Here is a 19,670-nt window from a genome sequence, read left to right as displayed (position 1 = left end):
CATACAGAGGGTCGAGTGCGCGATGAGCGAATATTCCCTGTTTACCTCCGAGTCGGTCTCCGAAGGTCATCCTGATAAGATTGCTGACCAGATTTCTGATGCCGTATTAGATGCCATCATCGCCCGTGATAAACAGGCGCGCGTCGCCTGTGAAACGATGGTAAAAACCGGGGTGGCGATTATTGCCGGTGAAATCACGACGTCCGCGTGGGTTGATCTGGAAATGCTGGTGCGTGATGTGATCACGGACATTGGCTATAGCTCCTCACAAGTAGGCTTCGATGGCGCTACCTGTGGCGTGATTAACCTCATCGGCAAGCAGAGCGTTGAGATTGCCCAGGGCGTTGATCGTACCAAGCCAGAAGATCAAGGCGCCGGCGACCAGGGGCTGATGTTTGGCTATGCGACCAATGAAACCGACTCGTTTATGCCCGCACCTATTCATTATTCTCACCGTTTAGTCGAGCGCCAAGCCGAGCTGCGCAAAAATGGCCTGCTGCCTTGGCTGCGCCCGGATGCAAAAAGCCAGGTCACTATCCGCTATAACGCCCAGGGCCGTCCCTGCGGTGTCGATGCTATTGTCCTTTCTACCCAGCACGACCCTGACATTGATCAAGAAGATCTGCGCAAGATGGTTAAGCGCGAGATTATTGAGCACGTTATTCCCGCTGACTGGCTAGACGACAGCACCCAGTACCATATTAACCCAACCGGCAAATTCGTTATCGGCGGCCCGGTCGGTGACTGCGGGCTGACCGGACGTAAGATCATCGTCGATACCTATGGCGGCATGGCACGGCATGGCGGCGGTGCTTTTTCAGGCAAGGATCCCTCAAAAGTGGATCGTAGCGCCGCCTATGCGGGCCGCTATGTGGCGAAGAACGTCGTGGCGGCAGGGTTAGCTGATAAGTGCGAAATTCAGGTCTCCTACGCGATTGGTGTGGCTGAGCCGACCTCTGTGTCGATCGACACCTTTGGTACCGGCAAGATTGAAGACAAGCAGATTGTGGCGCTGGTGCGCGAGCACTTTGACCTTCGCCCTTACGCGATTACCAAAATGCTGGACCTGCTGCACCCGATGTATCAACTCACCGCCGCGTATGGTCACTTTGGCCGCGCGCCGTTCGAGCACAGCTACACCTGGAGCGATGATAAAGGCGAGCAGCATAAGGAAACCTTTACGGCTTTTCCGTGGGAAAAGACCGATAAAGCCGATGCGCTGCGCCAGGCTGCTAATTTGTAAGCGTTTCGCTACCCGCTTTGTAAGAGATCGCCCCTTTGGCTTCGGCCGGGGGCTTTTTTTATGCGTTATGTCCAAGCCCTGCGCTAGTCTAGTTCTGTTTGCCGATCATTATTTGCACGGGTAAGGGGACCGCAATGTTTAATGGAGCAGTGACAGGCACTACCGCAATCTGGATGCTCAGTGGTCTTATAGGGCTTGTCACTTTTTCCGCTCAGGCTAGTGAGTGCCCCCACTGGCAGGCTGAGCGCTTAGCCAGCGAAAGCCACGCACTAGCCCAGCAGGTCCAGCGCTGGGACACCGCCTATCATGATGAGGGCGTATCACTGATCGACGACGCCCTTTACGATCAAGCCGTTGAGCGCCTTGCCACTTGGCAGCGCTGTTTAGGTGATGAGTTTGAGCATCGTCCGCTTTCAACGCTGACGACTAGTGACGGAACGCTTGAGCATCCGATGGCCCAGCGCGGGCTTCATAAAGCCGATGAAGACGGTATTAGGCGCTTTACCAGCCGTCGCGACGGCCTGTGGATCCAGCCCAAAGTTGACGGCGTGGCGATCACACTACGCTATGACCAGGGTGAGTTGGTCGACGCCGTTAGCCGTGGTGACGGCGAGCGCGGCCAGGACTGGACGGCACGCGTGCGTCAGCTTTCAGCTGTTCCTCATACGCTTTCTGAGTCACTTTCGGTGGTACTTCAAGGCGAGCTGTACTGGCGATTAAATCAACACGTTCAGTCAAGCTCGCCGGCGTCGGGTGCGCGTGGCGCGGTCGCAGGCGCGATGGCGCAGTCATCGCCTATCGATGCCACGCTTGAGCGTATTGGGCTGTTTGTGTGGGATTGGCCCGATGGCCCAACGAGCATGACCGAGCGTTTAGCGCAACTGACTCGCTTGGGCTTTGATACTGCTGACTATACCCACGCGCTTGATAGTCAGCGTGACGCCGCCGACTGGCGCGACACCTGGTTCAACGGCCCGCTGCCATTTGCCACTGACGGCGTCGTGATTAAACAAGCGGAGCGCCCCGGCGTGTCAAGTTGGTCGTCCTCACCGCCGGAGTGGGCGCTGGCTTGGAAATACCCTGCGCAGCAGGCGCTAGCACAGGTGCGGGGCATTGAGTTTCGCGTTGGGCGCACCGGACGCGTGACGCCGCTGGTGTGGCTCCACCCGGTACGGCTGGAGGGGCGGCGTATTAGCCGCGTCTCGCTAGGATCGCTTGAGCGCTGGGCGTCAATGGATGTACGCCCTGGCGACCAAGTGGCGGTCACGCTGGCAGGGTTGACCATCCCTCAGCTAACGGAGGTGGTATGGCATACCCAGGAGCGCGCACCGCTGAGCGCGCCATCGCCGCAGCGCTATCATCTACTCAGCTGTTTTGAATTAACCGCTGGCTGCGATGCCCAGCTGTTGGCGCGGCTTACCTATCTCGGTGAGCAGCTCGGTATGCAAGGCGTTGGTGAGGGCACCTGGCAAGCGTTGCTGGAAGCCGACGTGGTAACGCAGTTGCTGGGTTGGATGAGCATTGAGCCCGGTGAACTGGAGCAGGTGAATGGCATCGGCGAGGCCAGCGCAGGCGCATTGATCGATCAGTTTGAGGCCGCCCGCTCGGCCTCTTATTCTAATTGGCTGGCCGCGCTAGGCATGCCACCCGGCGGGAGCGCACGCATGGGTGACTGGCCTGCCTTGGCGGATTATAAACACGCGCAGTGGCAGACCATTAGCGGCGTGGGCCCGGTTCGCGCTGATGCGTTAGTGGCATTTTTTAGCCACCCAGAGGTACAGCGCATGGCGCAAAGGCTTCAACAAGCGGGCGTTGATGGTTTTTAGCCAGTTAACTCAACCCCGTCAAATACAGCATGAAACCGAGATATAGCGGGATCAGCAGCGGTGCCAGCAGCGTTGAAACCAGCACGGCCAGCGCGCCTTTTTGCGGCTGAATACCCAGCTCCATGGCGACTACCACCACGTTAGACGCCATGGGCACTACGCCCAGTAAAAGCATCGCCATGCCCAGTCCAGGCGAAAGAGGGCCCAGCCATTGCAATAGCAGCACGGCAGCCAGCATCACCAGAGGCCACAACAGGTAACGCAGCCCTACGCAGCTCGCTACAAAGCGGGTATCCCAGGCGGCGAAAGTCACCTGGCTCAGTGTCATGCCGATAATCATCATGCCTAACAGCGTGTAGGTGGCGGGGAACACTTCTAGTGCACGCATTACTTCAGCGGGCGGCATTATGTTAAGGCTGCTCAGCAGGAGCGCTAATAGGAAGGTGTAGATCAGCGGTAAGCGAGAAATCTTTATCAGGCTTTCGCGTACCGAAAAACGACCGCGGGCGCTGAGATAAAATCCCACGGTAAATTCATAAATATTAATCCCCAGCATACAGAATAGATAAAGCGTAACGCCTTCTGGGGGCAGCAATATAAATGCAATCGGTAAGCCGAAATAACCGGTATTGCCGGTTCCCGAAGAAAATGCCAGTAGCGCCGCCTCTTGCTCGCCAAAACGATGACGCGTGAGGCGATGGACAATCAGCGCCATGAGGCTTGAAAGGATGAACAGCGCTAATGTGAGCAATAAATAGTTCGGCGTTGAGCCGCCATTCATTAGCGCGCGAAAAATGGTGAAGGGTGCAATCAGGTAGACCAGCAGTGTCGCGATGGGCCGCGGGTCTAGCTTAAGCCGTTGGGCGGCAATCCAGCCCAACCCCACATAGCTGAGTAGCATTAATAACGGTCCAGCCAGTGCCCCAGGTGCAAGATCCATTGACTCTCCCGTATGAGTGCGTGGTGCTTGGTATATAGTCTGGTCAGCTAACATGAGCCGAATTAAAGGCCGAGCGTGAAATCTTTCATTAGCCCTAGCGCATCTGAACAGTGAGAATACCTCAAAATATCACGCCTATTGACCCTAAAAAGGAAATTTCATGAGCAGCTTTGAGCATCCGCTGGGTATCAGCTTTGAATTCTTTCCGCCCAATACCGATGCTGGGCACGACAAGCTAATACACGTTCGTGATGAGCTAGCTGCCCGACAGCCGCGGTTTTTTTCAGTGACCTATGGCGCTGGTGGGTCGACGCAGGCGCGCACACGTGAACTGGTACGCACCGTTAGCCAAAGCGGCATCACGACCGCGCCGCACCTATCCTGTATTGGCAGTGAAAAAGCGCAGTTGCGTGATCTGCTAGCGCAGTATCGCGAGGAAGGCGTGAATAGCCTGGTCGCCCTGCGTGGCGATATGCCGTCGGGCATGGCAAGTATTGGTGAATTGCGCTATGCCAACGAGCTGGTGGAGTTTATTCGTGCTGAAACCGGCGATCATTTCGAGATTGCGGTCGCGGCTTACCCAGAGTCTCATCCACAGGCGGCTAATCTAGATAAAGACGTAGAAAACTTCGTGCGCAAAATGAAGGCTGGCGCCAACATGGCGATCACCCAGTACTTTTTTACCGCCGATGCCTATTTCAATTTTGTCGATAAAGTCCGTGCGCTTGGGGTCGAGCAGCCGATTATTCCGGGTATTATGCCGATCACTAACTACACTAAGCTGGCGCGCTTCTCTGATGCCTGCGGCGCTGAGATTCCCCGCTGGGTGCGCAAGCAGCTAGAGTCTTATGGCGATGACAGTGAAGCGATTGCTGCCTTTGGAACCGACGTGGTAAGCAAACTTTGCCAGCGGCTGTTGGATGGCGGTGCCCCTGGCCTGCATTTTTATACTCTTAACCAAGCGGCGCCCGTGCTCAAAATAGTCGACAACCTGACCGACTAAGATACGTTGTTTCATCAAGTAACTAAAAACCCCGCTCAATGGCCATTGAGCGGGGTTTTTTACACTTAGCGTTTAGCTGCCTAGCATGATTAGCCAGATTGAGCGGTTTTATTGCCACTGCCATGTAGCTTACGCTGCATGACAAATAGCACGATACCAATCGCCAGCCCTAGAACGTCGGTATAAATACCGCCATAGATCATAAACATGGCGCCCACTAGCATCAGCAGGCGTTGCCATACATTGACCGGCCCAAAGAACCACGCTTGAACCATGCCTGAGAGCAAGATAATACCCAGCGTTGCGGTAACCCCAACGCGCAGGATTTCCATCGGTGTGCCTTCCATCAGCATGGCAGGGCTGTAGAAGAACATAAACGGCACGATGAAGGCGGCCAAGCCAATCTTGAACGACGCCACGGACGTGCCCATCGGGTTGTCGCCAGAAATACCGGCCGCTGCATAAGACGCCAGCGCAACGGGCGGGGTAATCGCCGATACTACCGCAAAGTAGAACACGAAGAAGTGAGCGATCAGCGGCTCAATGCCAATATTGATCAAGCCAGGCGCTACCACGGAGGCGGCGACAGCATAAGCGGCGGTGGTCGGCATGCCCATACCAAGCAAAATGCTGATTAGCATAGCGAACACCAGCGCCAGCAGTTGGCTAACACCGGCTAAGCCAAGCAGCAGCGATGAGAAGCGAGCGCCAACGCCGGTCAGTGAGATAACCCCCACGATTAAGCCCGCACAGGCACACACGGCGATAATCTGAACCGACATGGTGCCCGCGATTTGCAGCGCTTTAAGAATCGCACGAATGCCCATTTTATTGGGTGAAATCCAGCTCACGACGGCTGCTGAAGCGGTTGCCAGCGTGCCCGCACGAATCACCGAATAGCCCATGAACAGTGCCGCGATCAGAATGATGATCGGCGCGAACAGATAGACTTGCTTGACCAGTTTGGAGAACAGCGGGATCTCATCTTTGCGCATGCCCCGCATGCCTTTACGGGCGGCTTCAAAATCGACCATAAAATAGATAGAGGCAAAATAAAGAATCGCCGGGATGATAGCCGCAATGGCAATTTCGGTATACGGAATACCTGTCACTTCGGCCATGATGAACGCACCGGCGCCCATAATCGGCGGCATGATTTGCCCACCCGTTGAAGCAGCCGCTTCGATCGCCCCGGCACTGCGCGCCGGATAGCCGACTTTCTTCATCAATGGAATGGTCAGCGAGCCGGTGGAAACCACGTTGCCCGCAGAGGTACCGTTAATCATGCCCATCAAGCCAGACGCAAAAATAGCCACTTTGGCCGGGCCACCGCGGGCACGCCCTGCGGCAGCGAAAGCAAAGTTGACGAAGTAGTCGCCCACTTTAGACGCTTGCAGGAACGCGGCAAAAATAATGAACAGAATAATATAGGTCGATGATACGGCGGTGGTGGGGCCTAAAATGCCGGCATCGGTATATACCTGACTGAAGAAGCGTTGTAACGACAGCCCCGGGTAGCCCAAGAAGCCGGGTAAATAAGGACCGACAAAAACATATCCTAAGAACACCGCTGAAATGACGACCAAGGCCAAACCGGCCACGCGGCGGGTAAGCTCAAGAATCAGAAGCGAGCCCGCAATCGCCGCCCAAGAGATGCCTGACGGCGCAAAGGAGGTGCCTGTCGACATACGTATATTCGTATTGAAAGCCACCAGCAAATAGCCGGCGCTGGCCAGCGCGCATACCATGAGCACTAGGTCGGCAGGGTTAAAGCGATGGCGTGCCTGACGATAAAACCAGGACAGCACAACGGCACAGGCCGTGGTCGCCATCAGTGGGTAACCGTAATGCCAGTTTTCAACGCCAGGGTCGATGCGCATCGCACCGCCGCTGAGCGTTTGGTGCATTAAAAAGACTTGCGCCAACGTATAGGCCGCTGGAATAAGCAGTGCGTAGCTCACCCATTTAATCAATGCACCTGACGTTTGATGCTCCTCGTCGGCAAATCGAGCGCCGGCAAATAGCCCGTAACCGAGAATAAGTGCCCCGGCAATGTGCACAATACGAAACGACCAGGTTTCCATCGGATACACGTTCAGGGAAACCAAGTGGAAGCCGGAATAAGCAATGGCTAATGCCGCAAATAATAAGAACTGCCAGCCGGTAAACAGGCGGCGGTTAGACTCAACAATGTCGTCATCCACACCATCGGCAATGGAGTCGGGTACTGTTGACGCCACGTTGGCATCATCCTTGAGACCGTTGGGTTCTTGGTCGGTTTTGTGACTCATTAGAGTTCACCCTCACAGCAAAAGCAGACAAAGGGATAGCAGGAGCGAAATCTGCCCCGCCCGGCAAGGCCGAGACGGGGCAGTTATAGCGGTAAACGTTGCTTAGTTGATCATGTCATCAGCAATTTCATAGCCGTTCTCTTTGTACCAGCGCGCAGCGCCTGGATGAAAGGGCAGTACGGTGTTGTGCACAATGTTTTCTGGAATGGTGGTTTCAGCACTGCGGTGGATTGAGCGCATGCGCTCGTTGTTTCCCATGGTCGCCTTGGTTACTTCGTAAATGAAGTCTTCCGGAAGATCACAGCCAGCAATAGCAAAGTTCCACATGGAAACGGCGCGCGCATCTTCTTCAAGCGTTGTGTACGTATTAGCGGGAATCATGAACTCAGCGACCGGGTAGTTTTCCAGCACGGTGGCTAGCTCTTCTTCGGTGAACTCAATGATGTTGACATCAGTTTGTACTTCCAGCTGGCTCACGGCGGGGATCGGGATGCCGGCCGCGAATGCAACAACGTCGAGCAGGCCATCCTGCAACTGGCCGCCTAGATCAGACCAGCCACCGTTACGGCGCTCAAAGTCCACGCCTAAGGTTTCTAATATAGCGGGGAAGTAGGTGTCAGACGTGGACGCCGCGGGGCCAAAGCCGATACGCGCGCCAGCCGGAATGTCAGCAATGGATTCGATGCCGCTGCTAGAGAGTGCCGCAATTGAGAATGGCGTTTCGTACATGGGGAACATGGCACAGACGTTGTCCATCTTCATACCAGGTGCCAGCAGGCTTTCACCGTTCACAGCATCAGACGCAGGACCCATGGTGGTTAAACCAAATGCCATGTCACCGGTATGCACTAGCGCTAAGTTTTGCGTGGGGCCACCGGTGACTTCACCGCCGCCAGATACGCCTACTTCATCAGCAATAAAGTTCGCCCAGCCTGAGCCGTAAACGAAGAACGTGCCGCCTTGACTGGCCGTACCGACGGTAAAGTTTTCCGGCCATTCGGAGCGGTCTGCTTGGGCACTGCTAGCTGCTACAAGCAGGGCGCTGCTGGCAAGTAGCGTGAAGGTCTTAGACATATGTTTACGCATGGCGAGAGTTCCTGGCTGTTATTGAGGTTATTGACTGACGGTCATATTCGATGCTGCTGATTAGTACGGCACGAATCAGACTATTCAGGGGTTATAACAGCGATAGTTGTGCCATCTTAATATTGTTATTTTAAAATCAGTTGGTTAAGAAAGCCTTCTTAAACTTTCGTGGCAGGCTTAGGCAGGCAATGTGTCCGAGTGTCCGCACGATGACTATTTTGCATGTGCGGATAGCCGCACACTAATGAGGTCGATCAAGCGTCATTAGCCAATAGTCTGTACCTTGAATAGGAAGACACTAGGCTGACCGTGTCTGGTTAGGCCTTCCTTTTATGGGATGAAACGTGGGTTTAACGAGAGGGCTTGCCGGGATCCATGATGCGTACGGGCTGTACATCTTGTTGTTTCTGGTCGTCGCGCACCTGGTTAACTCGGGTGGTCATTTCGGTAAGGGCATCTTCTTCAATAGGCAACTGCTCAAAAAAATCGCAGCTGACGCATTCGCGGTAGCGAATGCCATTCTGCTCCCAGGCGCGGATACGATCCATCTCCGCACAGCGCGGGCAGGTCACGCCGGCAATAAAGCGTTTAATCGTCGACATAAAAGACTCCTAGACATCAGGTGCGCGGCGCCCAGGGCACCGCGCATAAAGCAATGGTTTGAAACATGTACTTGATAACGTGCCTTAAGCGGCACGGATACCGCAGTGGCGAAGCAGTGGCTCAACGCTGGGTTCGCGACCGCGAAAGGCAACAAACAGGTCGGCGGCGTCACGAGCGCCGCCTTGCTCCAGGATTTCGCGACGAAAGCGCTGGCCTGTTTCTGGATCGAAGATGCCGGCTTCTTCAAAGGCACTCCAGGCATCTGCCGAGAGTACTTCCGCCCACTTATAGCTGTAGTAACCGGCCGCATAGCCGCCAGCAAATATATGCCCAAAGCTATTTTGGAAGCGATTGAAGGAGGCATTGGGCAGCACTGAGACCGCGGCCCGCACATCATTGAGCAGTGCTTGCACGTCGCTGGCGCTAGGGGCGCTGAGTTCATGGTGCAGGCGTAAGTCGAATAGCGAGAGCTCGATCTGGCGCATCATACCCATGGCTGATTGGAAGTTCTTGGCTGCCTGCAGGCGTTCTAGTAGATCGAAGGGAAGCGGCTCGCCAGTATCCACATGCTTGGCCAGCAGGTCTAGTCCTTCGCGCTCCCAGCAGTAGTTTTCCATAAATTGGCTGGGCAGCTCGACCGCATCCCAGGCTACACCGTTAATGCCGGAAATATCCGCAATGTGCTGCTTGGTGAGCATATGGTGAAGACCGTGCCCAAACTCATGGAATAAGGTCGTTACTTCGTCGTGGGTCAGCAGTGCGGGGCGGCCGCCTACCGGCGCAGTGAAGTTGCAGGTTAGAAAGGCGACCGGTAGCTGCAGGCCCTGCTTGGTTTGACGGCGTACGCGGCAGTCAGCCATCCAAGCACCACCGCGCTTGCCTTCACGGGCGTAGAGATCAAGGTAAAAGCCGGCAATCGGTTGGCCGTTTTCAGTAATCTGAAAGTATTGTACGTCTGGATGATAGCGGGTCGCCTCGGTATCTTCTTCACAGCGTACGCCGTAGAGGCGCTCAACCACTTGAAACAGGCCATCAATGACGCGCGGGGCGGGAAAGTAAGGGCGTAGTTGTTCTTGAGAGATAGCGTGACGCGCTTCGCGCAGTTTCTCACTGGCGTAGGCCACGTCCCATGGTTCAAGTACTTCCAGGCCTAGCTCGTCATGGGCGTAGGTGCTCAGCTCGGCAAATTCTTCTTTAGCCTGGGGCAGCGCACGGCGAGCTAGGTCATTGAGGAACTCAAGCACCTGCTCGGGAGATTCGGCCATTTTAGTGGCCAGTGAATAGTCCGCGTAGGTGGCAAAGCCAAGCAGTTGCGCAATGTCGCTACGTAGCGACAGAATCTCTTCCAAGATGGCGGCATTGTCGAACTTGCCTGTATCCGCGCTTTGGTCTGAGGCACGGGTACTAAAAGCGGTGTACACCTCACGACGCAGCTCGCGACTGTCAGCGTAGCTGACGACAGGGAAAAAGCTGGGGAAGTCCAAGGTAATCCGGTAGCCTGGCACGCCCTTCGCCTCGGCGGTGGCTTTTAAGGTATCTAAGGCGCTTTCTGGGACGCCTGCAAGCGCATCTAAACTATCAATATCTTTGTGCCATGCCTGGGTGCCATCCAGCACGTTATTTGAATATTGGTTTGAGAGTAGTGAAAGACGCGACTGAATCTCCCCGTAGCGCGCTTTCTGATCCGTGGGCAGGTCAACACCTGCTAGCCGGAAATCGCGTAAGGCGTTTTCGACGGTGCGCCGTTGGGCAGCATCTAACGATGCCCAGGCCGGGCCTTCTTTAAGCGCTTTCCAACCATGGAAAAGCCCTTCGTGTTGGCCAATCCAGGTGCCAAAAGCAGACAGCTTTTCAAGACATGCCTGATACGCTTCGCGTAATTCGGGGGAGTTCATGGTGCCGTTGAGATGAGAAATCGGTGACCACGCTTGGGTGAGCCGGTCATTGACGGCCTCAAACGGCGCTGAGAAATTGTCCCAAGTGGGCGGTGTGGCGGCGGCCTGTTGGGCGAGGAGATCAATGGCCTCGCGGCTTTCGTTTAGCAGGATTTCTAACGCAGGCTCCACGTGTTCGGCGCGAATGTCAGCAAAAGGGGGGAGCTTATGCGTCTCAAGCAACGGATTGGAGGGCAGGGGGGTGGAGGACATAGGCACCTCAGTTGGCATCGTTTTTAAAATCGTATAGGAAGCGCAAAACGCGCGATAATGATGACACAGTGCGGGCAGTGGGGCCGCGTTTCAATGCTAGGATTAAGGTCAGAGTTTGGCCTGCGTGCAAGCGCCTGCTAGTCTTGCCGCCTTTTAATGCCCTTAATGGCAGGAGCATACGATGAGCGAAACGCTGGAGCGCTGGGGGTCTAAGCGGGCCTTTATCTTGGCAATAACAGGTGCTGCCGTGGGTTTAGGCAACATCTGGCGCTTCCCCTACGTGGCTGGAGAAAATGGCGGTGCGGCATTTTTGCTGGTTTATGTAGCGTTTGTGCTGCTGCTAGGTATTCCCGTCATGATGGCGGAAATATTAATTGGCCGAGCCGGGCGTCGCGGCCCAATGCAGGCGTTAGGGGCCTTGGCGGCAGAGGCAGGAGCCTCGCCTCATTGGCGTTGGCTGGGGCTGTTCGGCGCGTTCACCGTATTCTGTATCTTATCGTTCTACTCGGTGGTGTCCGGCTGGTCGATTGAGTTTTTAGTTGCCTCCGTGAACGGTAATTTCAACGGCGCGAGCGTGGAGGTGATTGGCGCGGGCTTTGACGCTTTCTTGGCTAATCCGGGCCTGCTTATTTTTAATCACACCCTGTTTCTCTTCATGACCATGTCCGTTGTGGCGGCCGGTGTTGCCAAAGGTTTGGAGCGACTTAACAATTTGCTGATGCCGCTGCTGTATTTTTTGCTGCTGCTATTAGCAGGCTATGCTGCCACAACGGATGGTTTTGGCACCGCGCTGGCATGGCTGTTTCTGCCCTCTTTCGATGCGCTAACGCCATCGGTGGTGGTTCATGCGATGGGGCATGCATTTTTTACCTTGGCGGTGGGGGCCTGTGCATTAATGGCGTACGGGGCTTATATGCCTGAAGAGCAAAGCCTGCCCAAAGCCGCGTTTGTAGTAGCGGTGCTCGATATTAGCGTTGCGCTGCTGGCGGGTATTGCGATTTTCTCGGTTGTGTTTGCTCAAGGCATGGATCCCGCAGAGGGCCCAGGCTTAATGTTTGTTACTCTGCCGATCGCATTTTCTGAATTGCCCTGGGGTTCGGTATGGCTGAGCGTGTTCTTTTTATTACTACTGTTAGCTACCTGGACCTCAGCGATTAACTTAGCCGAGCCCATGGTCGCGACGCTGCAGGGCTTGGGGCTGCGCCGCAGCCTTTCGACGCTGGTCGTGGCGGTCAGCGTCTGGTTAATCGGCCTGCTATCCGCCTTCTCGTTTTCGACGCTTGCTGAGTTCCGGCCGCTCTTTGGGCGCAACGTGTTCGAGCTGGTCAGCAGTATACCGCCAGATGTTTTTCTGCCCTTAGGTGGATTGATGATCGCCATTTTTGCCGCCTGGGTGATGCCCCAGGAACGAGTCGCCAGCGCATTGGGTGCTGGTGAGCGCGGCTACCTAGTGTGGCGAAATATTCTTCGCTGGGTGTCGATTCCGCTGACCTTTATCGTGTTACTAGCGGGATTGCAGTAGGGCATTACGGGTTGTCATTAAACGCTATAGTCAGCGAGCCATATTCTTTAAACGGTCTATCGAAAACCGCAGGAGCTCATTATGAACAGTGCGTTAAGACGCTATCAGGGCATGGAGCCTTCGCTAGGCGAGCGCGTGTATATTGATCCGGCCAGCGTGGTCATTGGAGACGTGGTGCTGGGGGATGATTGCTCCATTTGGCCGATGAGCGTTATCCGTGGCGATATGCACCGTATCCGAATCGGTGCGCGTACCAGCGTGCAGGATGGCAGCGTGCTGCATATTACCCACGCAAGTGACTTTAGCCCGGCAGGCTTTCCGCTCATTATTGGTGATGATGTGACTATCGGTCATAAGGCGATTTTGCATGGCTGCACGCTGGGTAGTCGGATATTGGTGGGTATGGGGGCGATTGTGATGGATGGTGCGGTCGTTGAAGATGAAGTCATTATTGCCGCTGGCGCCGTAGTAACGCCGGGTAAGCATCTGGAAAGCGGCTACGTGTATGCCGGTAACCCGGCTAAACCACTGCGCCCGCTGAAAGAATCTGAGCGTGCTTTCTTCCCCTATACCGCCGGTAACTACGTTAAATTGAAAGACCGCTTTTTAGCCGAACCGTCACTTTAATGCCTCCTCTCTAAGCGATTGCCCTGCCAACCTTTTTTCGTAAATAGTCGTGTCGCGTTGGTCAGAAATCTGTTAATTTATCCAGTTTTCTGGGGTGCCGCGTCATGGCAAACTTTCGCACGCATATTACCGTAGCAGCGGCGGGCGGCATGCTGATAGCTTACGCAGCTTGGAAAGGTCATTGGTGGCCGCCTTCTCAAGCGGTGGTGATGGTTGCGCTGGTTACGTTTGGGGGCATTTTGCCAGACATCGATGCCGACCGATCACATTCTATCCGATTGATTTTTAATCTTCTTTCAGTGCCTGCCTTGGTCTTGGGCGCACTGCTGCTGCAGCCATGGCTCACACCGGGTGCGCTACTGGTTGCCTGTGGCGGTATCTACTTCTGTGTGCGCTATTTGGCCAGCGTACTATTTTCGCGTTTTACCGTGCATCGCGGCATCTGGCACTCACTGCTTGCGGGTGGGCTATGTAGCCTGGCCACCGCCGCGCTGAGTTTTAATCTGCTTGGCCAACCGGCGTGGCTTGCCTGGTCGCATGGCGCCGCCACGCTGTTCGGATTTTTAATTCACCTGAGTTTAGATGAAATGTACAGCGTGGATCTTGAAGGTGCTCGGCTAAAGCGTTCGTTCGGAACGGCGCTAAAGCTAGGCGATAGCCGGCGGCCCATGTCTAATCTGCTGATGTTGATTGCCACGTTAACGCTGGTGCCCTGGGTGCCGCCTTGGTCAGTATTAGGTGAGCTATTGCATCAGGGCTCGCTGCTGTGGCGATAGTCATCGGCATTGAGGCCGTGCTTTTTAAGTTTGTCATAAAAGGTTTTGCGCGGAATACCTAAGTGGCGACACACGTCGGTGACACGGCCGTGATAGCGCGCCAGAGATTGGCTGATCAGGCTTTTTTCAAACAGCTCTACCTGGCGGGGCAGCGTGGGCTCTTGAGTGTCTGCGCTGACCCCTTCCAATAGTGCATCCAGACGATAATCAAAGGCGGCGCCCAGCAGCACATATCGCTCGGCGAGATTGCGCAGTTCGCGCACGTTGCCGGGCCAGTCATGTGCGAGTAGAACGGCAATGCCAGAGCTGTCTAGGATAGGCGCTTCCAGCCCGCTGCGATTGGCAGCCACGACAGCAAAGTGTTGAAATAGTAAAGGAATATCTTCGCGCCGTTCGCGCAGGGCTGGCAGCGGCAGAGTGACCACGTTAAGACGATAATACAGATCTTCGCGAAAGCGGCCCTCTTCAGACGCTGCCTTTAGATCCACCTTGGTAGCGGCAATGACGCGAATGTTGAGTGGTACCGTTTCATTAGCGCCCAGCCGCTCCACGCTGCGCTCTTGCAGCACCCGCAGCAGTTTGACCTGAAGCGCCATGGGCATGGATTCAATTTCATCCAAAAATACCGTGCCGCCGTTGGCATGTTCGAATTTGCCTATACGCCGCTCTACAGCACCGGTAAAGGCACCTTTTTCGTGGCCAAATAGCTCGGACTCAATGGTGTTTTCGGGCACTGCGCCGCAGTTGATGGCCATAAAAGGGCTATTACGTCGCCCGCTGCGCTCGTGAATAGCGCGGGCCACCAGGTCTTTGCCGGTACCCGTTTCCCCAAACAGCAGCACATCGGCCTCCACTTGGCTGATGCGCTGAATCATGGCGGCCAACCGCGAAATGATGGGTGTGCGGCCGACCAGGCGAGGGCCCAGCGCGGCTTGCTGTACTTCCAGTTCGGCTTTCAGGCGGTGATTTTCTAAACTGAGCTGGCGCTTCTCAATACCACGACGCACCACATCCAATAGTTGATCACCGGCGAAGGGCTTTTCAAGAAAATCCCATGCCCCTGCACGCATTGCTTCTACGGCGGTCGAAATATCGCCGTGGCCGGTAATTAAAATGATTGGCAGCGTGGCGTCGCGATCATGTAGCTCGTGCAGTAGCGCCATGCCATCCATACCGGGCATCCGTATGTCGCTGACAATCACGCCTGGAAAGTCGGGCGTTAAGGCGGCGAGTGCCTGTTCGGCTGATTCGTAGCAGTAGGGCGTGTAGCCTGCAAGCTCGAGGGTTTGGCTGGCGGTGATCCGCAGGTGTGGTTCGTCGTCGATCACTATGACCGGCAGGGTCGACGGTTCATGCATAGTGAGAGCGCTCCTGGACATGCGTTAACGTTGAGTGGGGTAGCGTAATAGTGAAGCAAGCGCCCCCTTCGGGTCGATTAGCAGCCTGCAGCTTACCGCCTAAATCGTCCATAATGCGTGCAGAGATCGAGAGGCCCAAGCCTAAGCCACTGCCTGGCGCTTTGGTGGTGAAAAAGGGTTCAAACACGTGCCCTAAATGCTCAGCTGGAATGCCGGGGCCGTTATCGGCAACGCTAATATTCACCTGCTGATGGTGAATGCTAGCGCTGAGGGTCAGCTGCGGTACGGGTTCGGCTTTCATGGCCTGCAGAGCATTGCCGATTAGATTAACCAGCACTTGCTCAAGACGTACAAGGTCGCCTTTCACCCATAGCGTTTCATCGGGCCACTCCTGAATAATCGTAATGTTGCCTTCACGCAGACGACTTTGAAATAAGCGCAAGGCGTAGTCGATACAGGCCTGGACGGAAATGCTCTCTTGGCGTTCACTACTCTTGCGTGAAAACTGGCGCAGCTGTGCGCTGATATCGGCCATGCGCTCGGTCAGCTCAACAATCTGCTCAAGGTTGGCGTCGGCTTTTTCATGGCGTGCTAGTGCCATAAAGCGTCGGGCGTTTTCTGCATAAGCGCGAATAGCGGCCAGCGGTTGGTTAAGCTCATGGTTGATGCCCGCAGCGAGCTGCCCTAATACGGCCAGTTTAGCCGCTTGAATCAGCTCATCCTGCGTTTGGCGTAAGTTGGCTTCAGCACGGCGGCGCTCTTCAATTTCATCAGACAGCCGCTGGTTGCTGGAGACTAAATCACGGGTGCGCCTTTCTACGCTAACTTCCAGCTCATCGCGAACGCGGGCCAAAGTATGGCGCTCGCGCTCGGCAAACGCTTCCCGTTCACGACGAAGCCTCAGCCGCTGCCAGCCAATGCCGGCCCCAAGCGCAATCAGGCTGTAGAGGCTGCCCGCCATGAGCACGGCGACCCATTGGGCGCTGATCACCGGCGTTAGCGGCTTTAAAATATGCATCTGCCAGCCAAACTCAGGAATAGGTCGCGTCAGGCTTAGGTAATTGCCTTTACTTAAAGCGCCTTGGGAGAAACTTACTAATTGGCTGCCCTGGCCGTAAGGCGCAATGACGCCGATGCCGGAGGATGTTAGTGGCTCCATCGCATAACGTCGCGTTGCGCGCAGGACTTGACGTTGCTCATCGGAGAGCGGGTAAAGGGCGTTCATTCGCAGCCCTGGGTGGCTGGCCATGAAGATGATGTTGTCGCTGTCGGTGACAAACAGCTCGGCATCTTGCTCGGCCCAGCTTTCTTCAACGTCATCAAGCAGTACTTTGATGACTAATACGCCGTCAGGTTTGGCATCGGGTGAGGTGTCCTCGAGCCAAATCGGCGCTGAAAAGAAGTAGCCCCGCTCAAGTGATTGGGTGCCCAAGCCATAAAACCGACCTTGGCGGCCCGCGATGGCTTCGGTGTAATAGCTGCGAAAAGCATAGTTTTGGCCAATAAAGGTGTTAGACCGATGCCAGTTGCTGGCGGCAATAGTATCGCCATCGCGATTTAGCAAATAAACGTCTGAAACGCCTGCTGTAAAGCGAAAGCGATCCAGCAACATATTCAGTGACATCGAGTCTTGGCTGTCGGGGGAGGCTAAAAAACGCTGCACACCCTCCCTTGTCGCGAGCATTTGTGGCAGGTAGTCGTATCGCAGTAAATAGCCGTTCAAATTAGCAGCAGACAGGCGCAGCTCGTTTTCGGCATCGTCTTGTAAGTTAGAAAGTGCTTGCTCGCGGGCCAACTGGGCGGCTTGCCACATGCACAGCAATAAACCGAGCGAAATAACCAGTAGCCACAGGCGGCGCCAGCGTGGTGGCAAGCGAGCGGGGGGCTGGCTGTGTATGTCAGCCTTGCTCATGCCGGTGTCTTTCGGTTGCCTTGAGCACGGCGAAGGGCGCGTTGGGCCCGCGTTTCTTCACGCGCCATTTCAAGAAGCCCTTCTTCAACGAACGCTAGGTGCTCATGCGCGCGAGCGCGGGCATCTTCGGCACGTCCTTCCAAGATGGCGTCAAGTAAGGCACGATGCTGCTGCATGAGCTGGCTGCGTGAGCTGGGTTTGGCAAACAGGTGGGCCAGATTATTAACTATGCTCTTTTCAAGCAGATGAAAAATACCGCGAATGGTATGTAGCAGCAGCACATTGTGGGCCGCTTCGGCGATGGCAAGATGGAACGCCGCGTCAAGTTTGGCTTCATGAACAGGGTCGGCGCCGGCAAAACCGCCATCGAGCTCTTCAAAGCGCTGAATGAGGAACGCTTTATCAGCGGGCGTTGAGCGCAGCGCAGCGTAATAGGCGGATATTCCTTCCATGGCATCGCGGAATTCGAGTAGGTCTAAGTTAAACTCACCGTGGCGAGAAAGTAGTTCCAAAAGCGGATCGGTATAGCCATTGCTAAGGTCGTCGTTCACAAAGGTGCCACCGCCTTGGCGACTGGTCAGTAAGCCGCGCGCGGCTAATTTTTGAATGGCTTCACGTAAAGAAGGGCGTGAGACGCCAAAACGCTCCGCTAATTCACGCTCTGGTGGGAGGCGCTGCCCAGGTTTTAAACTGCCCTCCAGCATCATGGCTTCTAAACGCTCGGTAATAACATCGGCCAAACGCTGCTGGCGGAGCGGTGGATAGCTCATGTTGGGTAGCTCCTTCAATTGGTAAGACCAATATTAAAAGCTTTGAACAGGCAGCTCAAGCGCTGACAGTGGCGCGTGGCTATTGATCAAGCATTATTAGTCTTAGCATTGAACTAAAGTATAGCGTTACGTGCGGCTATAAAGCCGCATCATTGTTTGACTCTCTAATGGTGCCTCACTACTGTTGATGCCATATTTTTGTCAATTGGTAAAACCAATTGTTGACTCTGGATACGCCGATGTATAGCGCGTCGACTGCGCGCATCTACTAAATAGGGCTTGCCATGATTATTTCAGCCTCCACGGACTACCAAAAAGCCGCTAAGCGTCGTATTCCTCCTTTTCTATTCCATTATGCCGACGGGGGAGCATACGCTGAGCATACGCTGCGACGTAATGTTGAGGATCTCTCTGGCATCGCGTTGCGCCAGCGTGTGCTGAAGGATATGTCCTCGCTATCGCTGGAAACCGAGCTATTCGGTGAAAAGCTGGCCATGCCGATTGCGCTGGCTCCGGTGGGGCTAGCAGGTATGTACGCTAGACGCGGGGAGGTTCAGGCGGCGCGAGCGGCGGCTAATAAAGGCATTCCGTTCACGCTGTCGACGGTGTCGGTGTGCTCCATTGCGGAGGTGGCCTCGGCGATTGATCGACCCATCTGGTTCCAGCTCTACGTGCTGAAGGACCGGGGGTTCATGAAACACGTGCTGGAGCAAGCTAAGGCCGCCGGGGTCAAGACGCTGATCTTTACCGTTGATATGCCTGTGCCGGGTGCGCGCTATCGCGATGCTCACTCTGGAATGAGCGGTAAGTATGGGCCGATTCGGCGGATGGCTCAGGCTGCAATGCATCCTTTCTGGGCGTGGGATGTCGGTATTAAAGGTCGTCCTCATGACCTGGGTAATGTCTCTGATTACCGCGGTAAGCCAACCGAGCTTGAGGATTACATTGCCTGGCTAGCTACCAACTTCGACCCCGCTATCTCTTGGAAGGACCTGGAGTGGATTCGTGAGCTCTGGGACGGGCCGATGATTATTAAAGGAATACTTGATGCTGAGGATGCCCGCGATGCGGTGCGCTTTGGTGCAGACGGCATTGTTGTTTCTAATCATGGCGGCCGTCAGCTTGATGGCGTTCCCTCTACTGCGCGGGCCTTGCCGGCGATTGCCGACGCGGTTAAGGGGGATCTGGCCATTCTTGCTGATTCCGGCGTGCGCAGCGGGCTTGACGTTGTGAGGATGATCGCTTTGGGTGCCGATACCGTTTTGCTGGGGCGCGCCTTTATCTATGCGCTTGCCACTGCTGGCGAGGCGGGAGTCACGCATTTGCTTGAGCTATTTGAAAAGGAAATGCGCGTGGCGATGACGCTCACCGGAGCGAGAAATATTGCCGATCTGGGCGCGAATTCATTGGTATCGGATTTGCCTCGCGATCTCGCGTGAGCCGGCGCTAATGCATGGCTTGCGTCGGGCTAATTTTAGTTCGCAATAGTGTCATGGTAATGTCAGATGTGTTTTTTTCACCATAGCCCTTGCCAATCCGTGAGCGAGTCCGTAAAGTACGCATCCG

15 protein-coding genes are annotated in these 19,670 nt (G+C 55.2%); 7 read left to right on the top strand and 8 right to left on the bottom strand.

What is annotated here, in order from left to right; all coding sequences use genetic code 11:
- Positions 1 to 22 precede the first annotated feature (22 nt).
- Positions 23 to 1,243: a methionine adenosyltransferase gene (gene metK, locus ACTH5D_RS12900; protein ID WP_441671871.1), complete on the top strand. Its 1,221-nt coding sequence runs from the start codon at positions 23 to 25 to the stop codon at positions 1,241 to 1,243.
- A 134-nt stretch (positions 1,244 to 1,377) separates the two neighbouring features.
- Positions 1,378 to 3,069: an NAD-dependent DNA ligase LigB gene (gene ligB, locus ACTH5D_RS12895; protein WP_441671867.1), complete on the top strand. Its 1,692-nt coding sequence runs from the start codon at positions 1,378 to 1,380 to the stop codon at positions 3,067 to 3,069.
- A gap of 4 nt (positions 3,070 to 3,073) precedes the next feature.
- Here the strand turns inward: ligB and ACTH5D_RS12890 are convergent, their stop codons facing one another.
- A complete protein-coding gene (locus ACTH5D_RS12890; protein WP_441671865.1) occupies positions 3,074 to 4,009 on the bottom strand; it encodes an AEC family transporter in 936 nt (311 codons plus the stop codon).
- 160 nt (positions 4,010 to 4,169) lie between these two features.
- On the opposite strand from ACTH5D_RS12890, the gene metF reads away from it, so the two are divergent.
- Complete coding sequence (gene metF / locus ACTH5D_RS12885) at positions 4,170 to 5,012, top strand: methylenetetrahydrofolate reductase [NAD(P)H] (RefSeq protein WP_441671863.1); 843 nt, start codon at positions 4,170 to 4,172, stop codon at positions 5,010 to 5,012.
- An 89-nt stretch (positions 5,013 to 5,101) separates the two neighbouring features.
- Here the strand turns inward: metF and ACTH5D_RS12880 are convergent, their stop codons facing one another.
- From ACTH5D_RS12880 to ACTH5D_RS12865, 4 genes are all read right to left on the bottom strand, one after another.
- A complete protein-coding gene (locus ACTH5D_RS12880; RefSeq protein WP_441671861.1) occupies positions 5,102 to 7,303 on the bottom strand; it encodes a TRAP transporter permease in 2,202 nt (733 codons plus the stop codon).
- 102 nt (positions 7,304 to 7,405) lie between these two features.
- Entirely contained in the window at positions 7,406 to 8,389 is a 984-nt protein-coding gene (locus ACTH5D_RS12875) for a TAXI family TRAP transporter solute-binding subunit (RefSeq protein ID WP_441671859.1), read from the bottom strand.
- Positions 8,390 to 8,739: 350 nt separating this feature from the next.
- Complete coding sequence (locus tag ACTH5D_RS12870; protein ID WP_441671857.1) at positions 8,740 to 8,991, bottom strand: YheV family putative zinc ribbon protein; 252 nt, start codon at positions 8,989 to 8,991, stop codon at positions 8,740 to 8,742.
- 84 nt (positions 8,992 to 9,075) lie between these two features.
- Positions 9,076 to 11,124 (bottom strand): M3 family metallopeptidase, encoded by a 2,049-nt coding sequence (locus tag ACTH5D_RS12865; RefSeq protein WP_441671869.1) that lies wholly within the window; start codon positions 11,122 to 11,124, stop codon positions 9,076 to 9,078.
- Positions 11,125 to 11,320: 196 nt separating this feature from the next.
- Here ACTH5D_RS12865 and ACTH5D_RS12860 point away from each other — a divergent pair, with 196 nt between their 5' ends.
- The 3 genes from ACTH5D_RS12860 (at position 11,321) to ACTH5D_RS12850 (ending at position 14,064) form a co-directional block, all read left to right on the top strand.
- Complete coding sequence (locus ACTH5D_RS12860) at positions 11,321 to 12,661, top strand: sodium-dependent transporter (RefSeq protein ID WP_441671855.1); 1,341 nt, start codon at positions 11,321 to 11,323, stop codon at positions 12,659 to 12,661.
- A gap of 81 nt (positions 12,662 to 12,742) precedes the next feature.
- Entirely contained in the window at positions 12,743 to 13,288 is a 546-nt protein-coding gene (locus ACTH5D_RS12855) for a gamma carbonic anhydrase family protein (RefSeq protein ID WP_441671853.1), read from the top strand.
- Between the two features lie 104 nt (positions 13,289 to 13,392).
- Positions 13,393 to 14,064, top strand: coding sequence for a metal-dependent hydrolase (locus ACTH5D_RS12850; RefSeq protein WP_441671851.1), 672 nt, complete (start codon positions 13,393 to 13,395; stop codon positions 14,062 to 14,064).
- Here ACTH5D_RS12850 and ACTH5D_RS12845 read toward each other — a convergent pair.
- From ACTH5D_RS12845 to ACTH5D_RS12835, 3 genes are read right to left on the bottom strand one after another with little or no spacing between them, the layout of a single operon-like run.
- Positions 14,040 to 15,422, bottom strand: a complete 1,383-nt coding sequence (locus tag ACTH5D_RS12845) for a sigma-54-dependent transcriptional regulator (protein WP_441671849.1) — start codon at positions 15,420 to 15,422, stop codon at positions 14,040 to 14,042. The two genes, ACTH5D_RS12850 and ACTH5D_RS12845, sit on opposite strands and share 25 nt — an antisense overlap.
- Positions 15,415 to 17,334 carry a sensor histidine kinase gene (locus tag ACTH5D_RS12840; RefSeq protein WP_441671847.1) on the bottom strand — a complete coding sequence of 640 codons (1,920 nt, stop codon included), beginning with the start codon at positions 17,332 to 17,334 and terminating at the stop codon, positions 15,415 to 15,417. Before ACTH5D_RS12840 ends, ACTH5D_RS12845 begins: the two co-directional genes overlap by 8 nt.
- Positions 17,331 to 18,104 carry a GntR family transcriptional regulator gene (locus ACTH5D_RS12835; protein WP_441671844.1) on the bottom strand — a complete coding sequence of 258 codons (774 nt, stop codon included), beginning with the start codon at positions 18,102 to 18,104 and terminating at the stop codon, positions 17,331 to 17,333. Before ACTH5D_RS12835 ends, ACTH5D_RS12840 begins: the two co-directional genes overlap by 4 nt.
- Positions 18,105 to 18,388: 284 nt before the next feature.
- On the opposite strand from ACTH5D_RS12835, the gene lldD reads away from it, so the two are divergent.
- Complete coding sequence (lldD, locus tag ACTH5D_RS12830; RefSeq protein ID WP_441671842.1) at positions 18,389 to 19,543, top strand: FMN-dependent L-lactate dehydrogenase LldD; 1,155 nt, start codon at positions 18,389 to 18,391, stop codon at positions 19,541 to 19,543.
- The last annotated feature ends 127 nt before the right edge of the window (positions 19,544 to 19,670 follow it).

It is taken from the genome of Halomonas sp., assembly GCF_052095695.1.
Taxonomy (GTDB): domain Bacteria; phylum Pseudomonadota; class Gammaproteobacteria; order Pseudomonadales; family Halomonadaceae; genus Vreelandella.
This window is presented reverse-complemented; position numbering and strand designations above follow the sequence as displayed.

Bases quoted from the DNA above. Each gene is read 5' to 3' on its own strand.
- ACTH5D_RS12890 (WP_441671865.1), bottom strand. From the start codon at position 4,009: ATGGATCTTGCACCTGGGGCACTGGCTGGACCGTTATTAATGCTACTC.
- ACTH5D_RS12880 (WP_441671861.1), bottom strand. From the start codon at position 7,303: ATGAGTCACAAAACCGACCAAGAACCCAACGGTCTCAAGGATGATGCC.
- ACTH5D_RS12845 (WP_441671849.1), bottom strand. From the start codon at position 15,422: ATGCATGAACCGTCGACCCTGCCGGTCATAGTGATCGACGACGAACCA.
- ACTH5D_RS12850 (WP_441671851.1), top strand. From the start codon at position 13,393: ATGGCAAACTTTCGCACGCATATTACCGTAGCAGCGGCGGGCGGCATG.
- ACTH5D_RS12855 (WP_441671853.1), top strand. From the start codon at position 12,743: ATGAACAGTGCGTTAAGACGCTATCAGGGCATGGAGCCTTCGCTAGGC.
- ligB (WP_441671867.1), top strand. From the start codon at position 1,378: ATGTTTAATGGAGCAGTGACAGGCACTACCGCAATCTGGATGCTCAGT.
- lldD (WP_441671842.1), top strand. From the start codon at position 18,389: ATGATTATTTCAGCCTCCACGGACTACCAAAAAGCCGCTAAGCGTCGT.
- metK (WP_441671871.1), top strand. From the start codon at position 23: ATGAGCGAATATTCCCTGTTTACCTCCGAGTCGGTCTCCGAAGGTCAT.
- metF (WP_441671863.1), top strand. From the start codon at position 4,170: ATGAGCAGCTTTGAGCATCCGCTGGGTATCAGCTTTGAATTCTTTCCG.
- ACTH5D_RS12835 (WP_441671844.1), bottom strand. From the start codon at position 18,104: ATGAGCTATCCACCGCTCCGCCAGCAGCGTTTGGCCGATGTTATTACC.
- ACTH5D_RS12840 (WP_441671847.1), bottom strand. From the start codon at position 17,334: ATGAGCAAGGCTGACATACACAGCCAGCCCCCCGCTCGCTTGCCACCA.
- ACTH5D_RS12860 (WP_441671855.1), top strand. From the start codon at position 11,321: ATGAGCGAAACGCTGGAGCGCTGGGGGTCTAAGCGGGCCTTTATCTTG.
- ACTH5D_RS12870 (WP_441671857.1), bottom strand. From the start codon at position 8,991: ATGTCGACGATTAAACGCTTTATTGCCGGCGTGACCTGCCCGCGCTGT.
- ACTH5D_RS12875 (WP_441671859.1), bottom strand. From the start codon at position 8,389: ATGCGTAAACATATGTCTAAGACCTTCACGCTACTTGCCAGCAGCGCC.